This window comes from Yersinia sp. 22-579 (genome assembly GCF_030433455.1).
Lineage (GTDB): Bacteria > Pseudomonadota > Gammaproteobacteria > Enterobacterales > Enterobacteriaceae > Yersinia > Yersinia enterocolitica.
In genome coordinates, this window is sequence record NZ_JAUJTZ010000020.1 from 24,972 (window position 1) to 38,555 (window position 13,584).

Consider the following 13,584-nt stretch of genomic DNA (forward strand, 5'->3'; position numbering starts at 1 on the left):
ATCAGTTATCGCAGCATAAAAAAATGGCCGGTGTCATTTACGACCGGCCATTTCAACGACGTGTTAACGCAAAGATTATTTTTCTTGTGGGAAGATGAGGTTAAGTACGATGGCAGTAATACCACCGGCAGCAATCCCGGAAGAAAGCAGGGTTTTGATCCAATCTGGTGCAAATTGCAGAATCAGTGGTTGCTGCGCCACGCCCATCCCGACCGCTAATGACAACGCCATAATCATAATCGCGCGACGATTAAGGGTTTCGCGTGACACGATACGTACACCGGAAGCGGCAATTGTTCCGAACATCACCAGAGTGGCACCACCCAGCACAGGCTCTGGGATATGTTGTACGAACCCTGCGACGGCTGGGAACAGGCCCAGTACAATCAGCATCAGTGCGACAACAAAACCGACATAGCGGCTGGCAACACCGGTTAATTGGATAACCCCATTATTTTGGCCGAAGCAGGAGTTAGGGAAGGTATTGAACACGGCTGATAGCATGGAGTTCAAACCATTCGCCAAAACACCACCTTTTAAGCGCTTCATATACAGCGGGCCATGAACGGGTTGCTCTGATACATCCGAGGTCGCCGTGATATCCCCGATGGTCTCAAGTGAGGTCACCATGAAGATAAGCATTAATGGCACCAGCAGGTTCCAGTCAAAAGATAAGCCATAGTACAGCGGCGTCGGGATGGTGATCAGTGCGGTGTCAACGACAGGGCGGCTTTCGGGCAGCATACCCAGCGTCCACGCTAACAGATAGCCCACAGCCATGGCGATAACCAGTGAGGCGACACGTAGATACGGGTTGCGCTGGCGGTTTAATAAGATAATGACCACGAGTACTGCGCCCGCCAACATGAGGTTTTTAGGTGAACCAAATGTATGGTCGCTCATCGCACCATAACCGCCACCAATAGATGTCAGCCCAACCTGAATCAATGACAGGCCGATAATCATCACCACAATACCGGATACCAGTGGGGTGATAATGCGCCGCGCCAGATGCAGGAAACGGGACAATATAATTTCAGTACAAGATGCGACCATCAAGGTACCGAACAGGGCTGCCATCATGGTTGGGATATCCGCTCCGCCATTTTTCAGTGCCAAACCGCCCATAATCAGTGGAGAAACAAAGTTAAAACTGGTGCCTTGAATGGATAACAGGCCAGAGCCAACCGGCCCCCAGGTTTTAATTTGCAGCAGAGATGCCAGACCAGAAGCAAACAGTGACATGCTAATAATACGTTGAGTATCTTCTGCTGGTAGCCCTAGCGCCTGACAAATCAGTAAGCCTGGGGTGATTACCGCGACAAACATAGCCAATAGATGTTGGCATGCGGCAAACAGTGTTTGCGCGAGTGGAGGGCGGTCTTCTAAACGATAAATTAATTCGCTGGGGCGAGTGGTTGCCTGCTGTGGTGTATCAAGTTCGGCGGATTGCGTAGACATGGAGTGGCATTCCCGGATCGGCAAAGAGGGCATTTTAATGATCCGCTTCACAAAAGCAATCGGTTGCGCTGCATTTTTTTAAATATTTATACCCATGCTTGTTCATGTTTTTCTTTTACTAAACTTGTAATTAGGGGCATTTTTTTTTCTAATCCCTCCTCTTACTGCTTTGGCGTTTATTAAGGAACTGTCTAACGTCATATTTTTATTCGATATTTCAATCGCATGGAGTACCAAGATGTTTCATCTCGATACCTATGGCACGCTAGTCGCGGCCTGTTTGGTTTTATTGTTAGGCCAAAAACTGGTACAAACTGTCCCTTTTCTAAAAAAGTACACCATTCCTGAACCGGTTGCAGGTGGTCTGCTGGTGGCTTTTATGATGCTGCTGATGCAAAAGACCCTCGGTTGGGAAATCAGTTTTGATATGTCGCTGAAAGATCCCTTGATGCTGGCATTCTTTGCAACCATCGGCTTGAATGCCAACCTGGCCAGTTTACGTGCCGGCGGCAAGGCCTTGAGTGTATTTGTTTTTGTGGTCGTCGGCCTGCTACTGATGCAGAACGCGATTGGTATTGCTCTCGCGAAACTGATGGGGTTAGACCCGCTAATGGGTTTATTAGCCGGTTCAATTACATTATCAGGTGGGCACGGCACGGGGGCGGCGTGGAGTAAAGTGTTTGTTGAGCGCTATGGCTTTGAAAATGCAACCGAAGTGGCTATGGCCTGCGCAACATTTGGTCTGGTACTGGGCGGGTTGATTGGCGGCCCGGTGGCTCGCTATTTAGTAAAACACTCTTCCACACCAGATGGTACCCCAGAGGATAGCGAAGTCCCTTCCGCTTTTGAAAAGCCCTCTGCTGGCCGCATGATCACCTCATTGGTGTTGACCGAAACTATCGCCATGATCGCAATTTGCCTCATGCTTGGCCAAGTGATTTCTGCCGGGTTGCAGGGCACGATGTTTGAATTACCGACCTTTGTCTGTGTGTTATTCGTCGGGGTTATTCTCAGTAACTCGCTATCGGCAATTGGCTTCTATAAAGTGTTTGATCGCGCAGTCTCGGTGCTGGGTAACGTCAGTTTGTCACTGTTCCTGGCAATGGCTTTGATGAGTTTAAAGCTGTGGGAGTTGGCGTCATTGGCATTGCCGATGTTGGTGATTCTGTCGGTACAGGCATTGGCGATGGCACTGTACGCTATCTTCGTTACTTATCGGTTGATGGGCAAAAACTATGATGCGGCAGTGTTAGCGGCGGGGCATTGTGGTTTCGGTTTAGGCGCGACACCGACGGCTATTGCCAATATGCAGGCCATTACTGACCGTTTCGGCCCATCGCATTTAGCCTTCCTGGTGGTACCAATGGTTGGTGCGTTCTTTATTGATATCGTCAATGTGATCGTGATTAAGCTATATCTGTTACTGCCAATCTTCCCAGCAATAGTGGGATAATTCTGTTGTAAGGTAATTCTGTTGTAAGTTGATAGTATTAAGGGGCGGTTTTATCCGCCCTTTATTCATCAAGCATTTGTATAACGCGTTCGCTCTGGTAGCCAGCGTTCAATCAATGCCTGCGCATGTTCGGGATATTGTTGATGTAGGTGGCGAGCCACTCGTTGTACTTCTGGGATCATTGCCTGATCACGCAGTAAATCAGCCACTTTAAACTCGGCACTGCCGGTCTGACGTGTGCCTAAGAGCTCGCCGGGGCCACGTATTTCCAAATCCCGCTGAGCAATAACAAAACCATCATTACTGTCGCGCAACACTTGCAAACGCATTTGAGCCGTTTTACTCAGCGGCGTTTTATACAGCAAAACACAGTGTGAAGCGACAGCACCACGGCCAACACGGCCACGTAACTGATGTAATTGTGCTAATCCTAATCGCTCTGGGTTATCGATAATCATCAAACTGGCATTTGGAACATCAACCCCAACTTCAATGACTGTGGTGGCAACCAGTAATTGCAATTCACCTTGCTTAAAGGCCAACATAACAGCCTGTTTCTCTGGCCCTTTCATCCGACCATGAACCAAACCGACTTTAATCTCCGGCAAGGCGATTTTCAGCTCTTCGCAGGTGACTTCAGCAGCCTGAGCTTCTAACAGTTCAGATTCTTCAATTAAGGTACAAACCCAATAAGCTTGCCGCCCCTCTTCTAAACAGGCATTTTTGACCCGTTGAATAACATCACTGCGGCGGGTATCCGGAATTGCCACTGTCGTGACCGGAGTTCTACCCGGTGGCAGTTCGTCGATTACTGAGGTATCAAGGTCTGCGTAGGCAGTCATGGCCAATGTTCGGGGAATGGGCGTTGCGGTCATAATCAACTGGTGCGGATGGAAGCCTTGCTCCTCGCCCTTTTCCCATAACGCGAGCCGCTGATGAACACCAAAACGATGCTGCTCATCAATAATAACGAGAGCTAATCCAGAGAATTGTACTTGTTCCTGAAACATGGCGTGAGTCCCCACGACCATAGAGACTTGGCCGCTCGCGACAGCTTCTTGTTGTGCCAGGCGCGCCTTGCCTTTTTGTTTCCCAGCCAACCAGCCAACTTCCAAACCTAAAGGCTCCAGCCACTGGCGGAAAGTATTCGCATGCTGTTCAGCCAGTAATTCAGTCGGCGCCATCAATGCAACCTGCTTACCGTGGGCAATAGCGCGCAGAGCAGCCAGTGCGGCAACCAGTGTTTTGCCAGAACCCACATCCCCTTGAATCAGCCGCATCATAGGGAAATTATGCGTCATATCTTGTTCGATTTCCGCCACGACCCGCTGCTGGGCATGGGTTGGCGTGAAGGGCAATGCCGCAAGAAAACGTTGTTTAAGTTGTTCTTCGGGTAACAGTGGTAGCGCCCGATAGCTCTGCGCTCCCGCTCTGACTGCCAGCATGCTGAGGTTATGGGCTAGCAACTCTTCCATTATTAAGCGCCGCTGTGCGGGATGTTTGCCCTGCTCTAAATCAGCTAGTTGAATATCTGCTGGTGGACGATGCAAAGTATGAATAGCTTCTGGCAAGCTGATCAGCGAGCGGCTTAATTCAATCGGTAGCAATTCGGCAATAACACTGGAGTCCAGCATCGCCAGTGCTTGATCAATCAGTTTACGCAGCGTTGCCTGACGAATGCCTTCCGTGGTGGGGTAAACGGGGGTCAATGACTCCTGCAATTCAACACCAATATTTTCGCCATGCACCCGATATTCTGGATGAATGATTTCTGGGCCGGTATTACCCCGTTTAGCTTCACCATAGGCAATCACATGCTTGCCTGGAGATAAGCTATTTTTCATCGCGGCATTGAAGTTGAAAAAGCGCAGGGTAAGCACACCACTACCATCGCTGATTTGGCAGGTCATCATACGGCGGCGGCCAAAACTGATATCTGAACGGAGAACTTCACCTTCAACAGTGACCGACAGTCCAGGCAACAGATCGCCAATTCGGTATAACCTGGTGCGATCCTCATAACGTAACGGAAGGTGAAGCAACAGATCTTGAATGGTTTCCAGCCCCATCTTCGCCAGCTTTCCAGCCTGACTTGCGCCAACACCGGAAAGTGTACTGAGGGGTACGGCATCCAGTAGGCGGCCTCTCATTTAAGACTCCGTGGATTGCATGGCAGACCACCATTGCGTATCGGCAATAACCTGACCCTGCTCATCAATATAAGGCTGAGGAAGCCCTTTACGTTTAGCCACTTGCGCCAGCACCGGGTAGCCACCTTCAAATAATAGCCGCTGTTGCTCATCTTCTGACAAAAGACTCTGAGTTCGCTGATACATACCGGCATTCTGCCGTTGGCGCTGCGCTTCATATAAAATTAGCGCTGAAGCGACTGATACATTCAGTGATTGCACCATTCCGATCATCGGAATAATGATGTCTTTATCTGCCATGGCCAAGGCTTCTTTAGATATACCGGTTTTTTCCTGCCCCATTAAAATACAGGTTGGGCGGGTATAATCAATTTCACGGAAATCTACTGCTTTATCAGACAGATGAGTCGCGAGTATTTGCATGCCCTGCGACTTCAGATGAGTAATGGCATCGGTAATATGAGAGTGTGTTTTTACCTGAACCCAACTGTTACTACCGGCAGCCGAAGAGAGCCGAGTGTACATTGCAGGGGTAGGCCAAATCGCATGAATCTGATGAATACCGACGGCATCAGCAGTGCGAATAATCGCGGATACATTATGAGGTTTATGTACTTCTTCCAGGCAAACCGTTAAGTCCGGCTGCCTGGTCGCAAGCATTTCACAAATCCGCGCATAGCGTTGAGGATTCATAGGCGTTAATTACGGTTACGGCTGACTTTGACCACATCTGGCATGATACGAATTTTACGCATAATGTTAGCCAGATGGACTCGGTCACGAGTAGTCAGGCGAATAAAGGCGCTGTATACCCGGCCATCTTTCTCTTCAGTATTCAGGCTTTGAATATTAGATTCCGCCGCATTAATCGCTGCGGTCAGATTTGCCAGGGCACCTTGCTGGTTAAACATATCGACTTTTATTTCAGCAATAAACTCTTGCTCAGTCTCTTGATCCCATTCAACCGCCATAAACTTCTCAGGCTCTTTCTGGTAGCCACGGATATTACGGCAGGATTCATGATGGATAACCAAGCCTTTACCCGGACTGATATGGGCAATAATGGGGTCACCAGGAATCGGACGGCAGCACTTGGCAAAAGTAATAAGGACACCATCGGCACCTTTAATTGCCAGATTACGTGTGCCAGAAGTTGCCAGTGTGGATGGGTCACCCAGCAGGTTTTTAGCCACCACCACACTCATTGCATTACCCAAGCCAATTTCCGCCAGCAAATCATCCAGCGTCGCCAGCTTCATGCGATCCAGTTCATGTTTGATATTTTCTTCAGGAATATCAGACAGTTTTCGACCATTCCCTAAAGCATGATTCAGTAATCGGCGGCCAAGGCTTACCGACTCATCACGTTTCAGGTTTTTCAGCAATTGACGAATTTTGGCGCGTGCTTTAGAGCTGACAACAAAATTCAGCCAGGCGGCATTGGGCCTTGCACCTGGGGCGGTAATTATCTCAACAGTCTGACCACTGCTCAGTGACTGAGAAAGTGGATAGGGCTGGCGGTCAACACGCGCGCCGACACAGGCATGACCAATATCGGTATGCACGGCATAAGCAAAATCGACAGGCGTTGCACCGGCAGGGAGTTCAACAATACGCCCTTCCGGAGTGAAAACGTAAATCTCATCAGGGAACAAATCAGATTTTACACTTTCAATAAATTCAAATGAGCTGCCCGCGCTTTGCTGTAACTCCAGCAAACTTTGCATCCAGCGCTGAGCGCGGATTTGTGCGGTGGTGCCGGACTCACCTTGCTCTTTATAAGCCCAGTGTGCAGCAACCCCCATTTCAGCCATCTGATCCATATCTTCAGTACGGATTTGCACTTCTACCGGAACCCCATGAGGACCGATTAATGAGGTATGCAATGATTGATAGCCGTTAGCTTTAGGGATGGCAATATAGTCTTTTACGCGACCAGGACGCGGTTTATACAGACTGTGAGCCTGCCCCAACACCCGATAGCACGTATCGACTTCTTTAACGATAACCCGAAAAGCATAGATATCCATGATGGAGTGGAAACGTTGCTCCTTCAGATTCATCTTGCAATAGATGGAATAGAGATGCTTTTCTCGACCACTGACACGGCAAGGTATCCCAGCCTCCGCCAGACGCCCTTCAATCTCCGCCAGAATTTTTTGAATCATCTCTTTGCGGTTACCACGAGCAGCTTTCACCACTTCTTTAATTACGCGGTAGCGATTGGGGTAGAGCGCTTCAAAACCCAGCTCTTCCAGCTCGGTTTTTAAATGATGAATACCCAGCCGGTGGGCCAGTGGGCTATATATTTCAAGGGTTTCACGGGCAATACGGCGACGCTTATCCGGGCGTAAGGAGCCCAGAGTTCGCATATTATGGGTGCGGTCAGCCAGCTTGATCAAAATGACGCGGATATCCTGCACCATCGCCATGATCATTTTGCGGAAGTTTTCCGCCTGGGCTTCTTTCTTGTCACGGAAGTTCAGTTTATCGAGTTTAGAGACACCCTCGACCAGCTCGGCTACGCTTTTCCCAAACAACTGCTCCATATCTTGATATGTGGCAGGAGTATCTTCAATGACGTCATGTAACAGCGCCGCCATTAAGGTTTCGTAATCGAGCCGCATCTCCGCGAGAATGCAGGCCACAGCAACCGGGTGAGTGATATAAGGCTCACCACTGGAGCGTGTCTGACCCTCGTGAGCATCACGCGCGACAAGATATGCCTGTTTGAGGCGCTTAATCTGCTCCTCTGGCAGGTAACGTTGAATCAGCAGATTCAGGCTTTCAAACAGGTACAAGGCAGACTCGCTGTCTAATTAACGACGACCTTCAGCAATAGCGGTTACCGCTTGGATCTCTGCGGCTTCCTGCTCTTGCTGTTCTTGGCGTTCACGCACATCGAGAATCTGATTAGTAATCAGGCCTTCTTCGATTTCACGCAACGCAATCACAGTAACTTTATCGTTTTCTTCTGGGACCAGTGCGTCTTTACCGCCGGACTGGATTTGACGTGCCCGACGAGCAGCGACCAACACCAGGTCAAAACGGTTACCAATTTTCTCTACAGCGTCTTGAACAGTTACGCGTGCCATAATTCTGCTACTCCACAGGTGACGAAATGACTGGGCATGATACTGAAACTCTGTTCAGTCTGCCAATAATTTGGTGATTAAAGCGTCATGCCGCTGTTTCTGGCGGCCTAAACGCAGTCGTTCAGCGCGAATAATGGTTTTCAGATCAGACAATGCCAGATTGAAGTCATCATTCACGATTAAATAATCATATTCTGCATAATGGGTCATTTCCGCGACAGCTTGCGCCATTCGCTTTGCAATAACCTCTTCACTATCTTGCCCACGGCCGCGTAAACGGCGATCCAATTCTTCTTTGGATGGGGGCAAAATAAAGATACTGCGCGCGGTCGGCATTTTTGCGCGAATTTGCTGCGCGCCTTGCCAGTCGATATCTAAAAACACATCAACACCGGTTGCGAGAACCTGCTCAATTGCCAGACGTGAGGTGCCATAGTAATTCTCAAATACTTTGGCATGCTCAAGAAAAGCATCGTCATCAATCATCTGGCAAAACTCTTCCGTGGAAACAAAGAAGTAATGCTCGCCGTGATTCTCCCCAGGACGTTTAGCACGCGTGGTATGAGAAATAGAAACCTGCGTGTCGTACAAAGGTTGTGTTTTTAACAAAGCCTGAATCAGGCTTGATTTCCCTGCCCCACTGGGTGCGGAAACTATGTATAGCGTACCTTGAACCATGATGACGTTTCAGTTGATTAGGTTGATATGTAGAAAGCAGAAGTGTGAATCTCCGCACAGTATACACGGCTGCTACGCGTCATGCAGCGTTACAAAGCATTTCACCTGAATGTTTCGCTCATAAACAGCACGTTTTTATGATTTTGCGGGAAGCATTGCGTAATTTCGGCTTGTTTCAGCAAGTGAAAAAGTATTCTTCGATCACTCCCGCATCTGAGTTTTTTCGCCTTCGACGGAGGCGCTATTTCAGGTTTTACTGCCACTCATCAAAGGGAGGTACTGATGAATGTGCATAAAATGAAAATACTAAGCCTATTGATGGTTAGTTTTATAAGTTGGCAAATCAGAGCCGAATCTGTCTGCCCCGAATGGTCAGAAAAAAGAATGTCGGGAGAGATGCATCTTCTGGAGAAGCAGCTAGATCAGTGGAATATAGCTTATCACCAGCAGGGTATTAGCCCGATTGCAGATGATATTTACGATCAGTTGCAGGATAAATTGCATAGGTGGCGTTTATGTCTTGGGTTACCTGATAAAACGGATAACAGACTCATACCAGGTAATGGAAAGATACTTCATCCTGTTGCCCACACCGGCTTAAAAAAACTTAAAGATGAAGCTGCGCTGATTAGTTGGATGACAGGGCGAAAAGACCTTTGGGTGCAACCCAAAATAGACGGAGTTGCAGTCACATTGGTGTATCAGGCGGGAAAATTAACCCAAGTTTTGAGCCGAGGAAATGGCTTGAAAGGCCAAAACTGGACTGATAAAGCACCATTTATTTCTGCTATTCCTCAATATATTACCAGCGCTCCCCCCTTATTAACTCTGCAAGGGGAAGTATTTCTGCAAATGGAGAGCCATCAACAGGCGCAATCAGGGGGCGTCAATGCCAGAGCATCTGTTGCAGGGGCTCTGATGCGTAAGTCTGTATCCCCATTGCTAGCTAAACTGGGTATTTTTATCTGGGCATGGCCGGATGGGCCAAAAAGTATGGTGGAAAAGAGCCGATTGTTACAAGAAATGGGCTTTCCTCTAACTGCACACTACAGCGAACCCGTCATTTCCAGTAGTGATGTTGCCCAGTGGCGGAATCGCTGGTTTAAAATGCCACTACCTTTTGTGACTGATGGAGTGGTTGTCCGTCAAGACAATGTGCCCGCGGGGCGTTATTGGCAGGCAACACCAGGAAACTGGTCTGTGGCGTGGAAATATCCGCCTCCCCAGCAAATAACTGAAATCAAAGATATCCATTTTACTGTTGGGCGCACTGGCAAAATCACAGCTATTTTACAGGTTGTACCGGTAAAAATTGATGATAAATGGATTCGTCGAGTGAATATTGGATCGATTGCCCGTTGGAAGCAGTGGGATATTGTACCTGGAGATCAAGTTACTATCTCATTAGCTGGGCAGGGTATTCCACGTTTGGATAAGGTTATCTGGCGCGTGAGCCAGAGGCAGGAGATTGTGCCGCCAGACGCAGATAAATTCCATCAGTTAACTTGCTTTCGCCGTTTACCTTTTGAGTGCGAACCTCAGTTCTTATCTCGCTTAGCATGGCTTAGTGGTACAAACGGGTTAGATATGCAGAGTGTGGGAAATGGGCTTTGGCGCGAACTTATCCATCATGGGCTTATCAATGATCTACTCGATTGGTTATCACTGTCTGTAGAGCAAATTGCGGCGGTTCCAGGTATTGGGCAAGGCCGGGCAGAAAAGATTTATCAGCAATTTCAACGTGCCAGACAACAGCCTTTTTCTCAATGGTTACAGGCTTTGGGATTCCCACAAGGAATACCTCTTGATTCTCCGTGGCACTCTTTACGGCAACGGAGTATTGCCGAATGGCGTTTAATGCCGGGCATTGGGCAGGTTAGAGCAAAACAGATTAATCATTTTTTGCTTCACCCAGAAGTACAGATGATGGCTGACTTCTTATCACAGCAGGGAATTGCAGGATTCAGCCCCGAAGAGTAGTTATCTCGGGTTTGGGTTAATGTTCAGGATGCTCATACTTGAATACTGGTAAGCCAAGCCGAAATCTCAGTGCCAGCAATCGAGCACTCAAGCCAGTGACCAACGTAATAATAACAACCCAGTTATGAGATAGCGGTGTGTATTGTAGGGCGATATAGATCCACGCGGCAGCAAATGAGATACCGGCATAAATTTCTTTCTGAAATACCAGAGGGATGCAGTTACAGAACATATCGCGCAGGACACCGCCAAAGACACCGGTAATTACAGCCGCTATGGCTGCAATGATAGTACTGTGCCCCATATCGAGAGCAATTTGTGCACCAATAATAGAAAAAACGATCAGCCCGATAGCATCAAGTACTAAAAATAGATGACGCAAGTGCTTCATTAATGGTGCCATCCATGTTGTGACAATAGCAGCAACAGCGACAATCACAATATATTCAGGATGCTTAACCCATCCAAGCGGATAGTGACCCAGCAGCATATCTCTGACTGAACCGCCACCAATAGCAGTTGCCGATGCAATAATGATGACGCCAAACATATCCATCTGACGGCGACCAGCAGCCAGTGCACCGGTCATGGCTTCAGCGGTGATACCGATAATATAAAGAACACTGAGTAGCATATTGAATGTAATTTCTTAAGGGCGACAAAGTCGGCAGAGTAGCCATTAAGCAAAGTTATCACGACTGAGATTTTCTAAGCCATACACTTCGGATTATTTAATCTAATTCAAATATTTATTACCTGCTTAAAATAACTTAATAAAAAAACAAGAGTAGAATTATCAATCATTAATAAATCTAGGGTAAAAATCAATTATTGAGATGAAGTTAGCAAGTATTTGAGGATAATCCTACCTGATTGCAGAGTGACTCATCCAATGGTAGCTTTTATCTCTATTTTATCTTTTATTTCAGTGGGATTCTTCATGAGTCAGTGTATTCAATCGTTCCAATATCGTGCGGTGTTCTTGGCTGGCATCGCAGCGGTTGGAGTATTACTCAGCGGCTGCGTTGATAGAACGGGTCAGGCAAACTCAGCAACGATTAAAGCTTCCCCTTCCACCTGTATTAAAGGTGAGCCGATGACACAAACGACGCTCTATTTTGGTTTGAACCGGCCTCATGGCCCGGTTATTTCAGCCACTGAATGGCAGTCTTTTGTTGATAATGATGTGACCAGCCGTTTTAAAGATGGTCTGACAGTTATTGATGCTAAAGGGCAATGGTTAGGTAATGATGGCACTGTAGCTAAAGAAAACAGTAAGGCATTGGTACTTATCCATAAAGCTGACAAAGAAACTGCTATTGAAACTTTACGCACCCACTATAAACAGCAGTTTGCGCAAGAATCGGTTATGCGAGTTGACGCTGCTGTTTGTGTTGATTTTTAGCGGCGAGTATTGGACTGGAATTTTTGGCCTTTTATCTCCTTATTAGAGGTAAAAGGCCGGTGATATTATTGATTTTATTCAGTCAGAGTGAGCTTTTACAAAACAAGCCCGGCAATGGTTGCAGAAAGTAAACTAACCAAAGTTGAACCATACACTAGCTTTAATCCAAATCGTGAAACCACATTACCCTGCTGTTCATTCAGACCTTTAATCGCTCCCGCGACAATACCAATAGAAGCAAAGTTAGCAAAAGAGACTAAAAATACAGAAAGAATACCCAAACCTCGTGGAGACATTTCGGCAGCCACTTTTTTTAGCTCAATCATGGCAACGAACTCATTTGCCACCAATTTGGTCGCCATAATACTTCCTGCATGCAACGCATCTTGAGCTGGTATGCCAATTAATAGCGCCAGTGGATAAAATAGATATCCCAGCACTCCTTGGAAACTGATATGGAATAAGGTACTAAATAAAGCATTAATCGCTGAAATGATAGCAATAAACCCGATTAACATTGCGGCTATTATCATCGCGATTTTAAATCCAGCCAGAATATACTCCCCAAGCATTTCAAAAAAGCTTTGGTCGTCATGCAGGTTATTTAGTTTTAACTCAGGTTCCTCTGTTACGGGGTAAGGATTAATAATTGAAAGTACAATAAAAGTACTAAACATATTCAGTATGAGCGCTGTTACAACAAATTTTGGTTCTATCATGGTCATATAAGCACTAACAATTGACATAGAGACAGTCGACATTGCCGTGGCTGCCATGGTGTACATTCTGCGTGGCGATATATCGGCGATAATGCCTTTATAGGCAATGAAATTCTCTGATTGCCCCAGAATCAACGTACTCACAGCATTGAATGACTCTAGTTTACCCATGCCATTTACTTTGGATAGCAGGGTGCCTATAACCCGTATGATGAGGGGTAATATACGAAAATGCTGCAAAATACCAATCAATGCAGATACGAAAATGATTGGACAAAGAACGTTCAGGAATATAAATGCCAGGCCTTGCTCATTCATCCCGCCAAAAACAAAACTGGTACCTATTGAAGCAAATTTCATCAAAGATTCGAATAATCCAGCAAAATACCTTATTGCACCTAACCCACTTTCCGAATGTAAAAAGAAATAAGCTAGAGCAATCTCTATAATCAGTAGCTGAAAAATATAACGAAGTTTGATGTTTTTCCGATCATGACTAGCTAGTAAAGCCAAAACTGCTATCGCAATCAATGCCAAAAGAAAATGCAGAATCTGCAACATAAGAAATCCGTCAGGGATAAAATTCAGTCAGCATTTTATCCATATCAGAAGATTTTTTTCATCTGAAATTTAATCCTCTTAA

11 protein-coding genes are annotated in these 13,584 nt (G+C 46.8%); 3 read left to right on the forward strand and 8 right to left on the reverse strand.

What is annotated here, in order from left to right; translation table 11 throughout:
* Window positions 1–75: 75 nt before the first annotated feature.
* Window positions 76–1,461, reverse strand: coding sequence for a uracil-xanthine permease family protein (locus tag QSV56_RS19630; protein WP_046049948.1), 1,386 nt, complete (start codon window positions 1,459–1,461; stop codon window positions 76–78).
* Between the two features lie 238 nt (window positions 1,462–1,699).
* Here QSV56_RS19630 and gltS point away from each other — a divergent pair, with 238 nt between their 5' ends.
* Window positions 1,700–2,914 carry a sodium/glutamate symporter gene (gltS, locus tag QSV56_RS19635; protein ID WP_301213417.1) on the forward strand — a complete coding sequence of 405 codons (1,215 nt, stop codon included), beginning with the start codon at window positions 1,700–1,702 and terminating at the stop codon, window positions 2,912–2,914.
* 68 nt (window positions 2,915–2,982) lie between these two features.
* Here gltS and recG read toward each other — a convergent pair whose 3' ends face one another.
* From recG to gmk, 5 genes are read right to left on the reverse strand one after another with little or no spacing between them, the layout of a single operon-like run.
* The gene (gene recG, locus QSV56_RS19640; RefSeq protein WP_046049949.1) at window positions 2,983–5,064 is read right to left on the reverse strand and encodes an ATP-dependent DNA helicase RecG; all 2,082 of its coding nucleotides are present in this window, start codon (window positions 5,062–5,064) and stop codon (window positions 2,983–2,985) included.
* Complete coding sequence (gene trmH / locus QSV56_RS19645; protein ID WP_026017939.1) at window positions 5,065–5,757, reverse strand: tRNA (guanosine(18)-2'-O)-methyltransferase TrmH; 693 nt, start codon at window positions 5,755–5,757, stop codon at window positions 5,065–5,067. It abuts the gene before it with no gap.
* 5 nt (window positions 5,758–5,762) lie between these two features.
* Window positions 5,763–7,865 (reverse strand): bifunctional GTP diphosphokinase/guanosine-3',5'-bis pyrophosphate 3'-pyrophosphohydrolase, encoded by a 2,103-nt coding sequence (spoT, locus tag QSV56_RS19650; RefSeq protein ID WP_301213422.1) that lies wholly within the window; start codon window positions 7,863–7,865, stop codon window positions 5,763–5,765.
* An 18-nt stretch (window positions 7,866–7,883) separates the two neighbouring features.
* The gene (gene rpoZ / locus QSV56_RS19655; RefSeq protein WP_004392061.1) at window positions 7,884–8,159 is read right to left on the reverse strand and encodes a DNA-directed RNA polymerase subunit omega; all 276 of its coding nucleotides are present in this window, start codon (window positions 8,157–8,159) and stop codon (window positions 7,884–7,886) included.
* 54 nt (window positions 8,160–8,213) lie between these two features.
* Window positions 8,214–8,837 carry a guanylate kinase gene (gene gmk, locus QSV56_RS19660; protein WP_050132136.1) on the reverse strand — a complete coding sequence of 208 codons (624 nt, stop codon included), beginning with the start codon at window positions 8,835–8,837 and terminating at the stop codon, window positions 8,214–8,216.
* A gap of 282 nt (window positions 8,838–9,119) precedes the next feature.
* Here gmk and ligB point away from each other — a divergent pair, with 282 nt between their 5' ends.
* Window positions 9,120–10,817, forward strand: a complete 1,698-nt coding sequence (ligB, locus tag QSV56_RS19665; RefSeq protein WP_046695611.1) for an NAD-dependent DNA ligase LigB — start codon at window positions 9,120–9,122, stop codon at window positions 10,815–10,817.
* Window positions 10,818–10,833: 16 nt separating this feature from the next.
* On the opposite strand, the gene QSV56_RS19670 is transcribed toward ligB, so the two are convergent.
* A complete protein-coding gene (locus tag QSV56_RS19670; RefSeq protein WP_046049951.1) occupies window positions 10,834–11,451 on the reverse strand; it encodes a trimeric intracellular cation channel family protein in 618 nt (205 codons plus the stop codon).
* Window positions 11,452–11,757: 306 nt separating this feature from the next.
* Between QSV56_RS19670 and QSV56_RS19675 the strand changes: the two genes are divergently transcribed.
* Window positions 11,758–12,222 (forward strand): DUF3574 domain-containing protein, encoded by a 465-nt coding sequence (locus tag QSV56_RS19675; protein ID WP_046051944.1) that lies wholly within the window; start codon window positions 11,758–11,760, stop codon window positions 12,220–12,222.
* Between the two features lie 95 nt (window positions 12,223–12,317).
* Here the strand turns inward: QSV56_RS19675 and QSV56_RS19680 are convergent, their stop codons facing one another.
* The gene (locus QSV56_RS19680) at window positions 12,318–13,502 is read right to left on the reverse strand and encodes a NupC/NupG family nucleoside CNT transporter (RefSeq protein ID WP_046695610.1); all 1,185 of its coding nucleotides are present in this window, start codon (window positions 13,500–13,502) and stop codon (window positions 12,318–12,320) included.
* Window positions 13,503–13,584: the final 82 nt, after the last annotated feature.

Excerpts from the sequence above, each read along its gene's own strand:
- gltS (WP_301213417.1), top strand. The coding sequence starts at position 1,700 with ATGTTTCATCTCGATACCTATGGCACGCTAGTCGCGGCCTGTTTGGTT.
- recG (WP_046049949.1), bottom strand. The coding sequence starts at position 5,064 with ATGAGAGGCCGCCTACTGGATGCCGTACCCCTCAGTACACTTTCCGGT.
- gmk (WP_050132136.1), bottom strand. The coding sequence starts at position 8,837 with ATGGTTCAAGGTACGCTATACATAGTTTCCGCACCCAGTGGGGCAGGG.
- QSV56_RS19670 (WP_046049951.1), bottom strand. The coding sequence starts at position 11,451 with ATGCTACTCAGTGTTCTTTATATTATCGGTATCACCGCTGAAGCCATG.
- ligB (WP_046695611.1), top strand. The coding sequence starts at position 9,120 with ATGAATGTGCATAAAATGAAAATACTAAGCCTATTGATGGTTAGTTTT.
- QSV56_RS19675 (WP_046051944.1), top strand. The coding sequence starts at position 11,758 with ATGAGTCAGTGTATTCAATCGTTCCAATATCGTGCGGTGTTCTTGGCT.
- trmH (WP_026017939.1), bottom strand. The coding sequence starts at position 5,757 with ATGAATCCTCAACGCTATGCGCGGATTTGTGAAATGCTTGCGACCAGG.
- QSV56_RS19680 (WP_046695610.1), bottom strand. The coding sequence starts at position 13,502 with ATGTTGCAGATTCTGCATTTTCTTTTGGCATTGATTGCGATAGCAGTT.
- rpoZ (WP_004392061.1), bottom strand. The coding sequence starts at position 8,159 with ATGGCACGCGTAACTGTTCAAGACGCTGTAGAGAAAATTGGTAACCGT.
- QSV56_RS19630 (WP_046049948.1), bottom strand. The coding sequence starts at position 1,461 with ATGTCTACGCAATCCGCCGAACTTGATACACCACAGCAGGCAACCACT.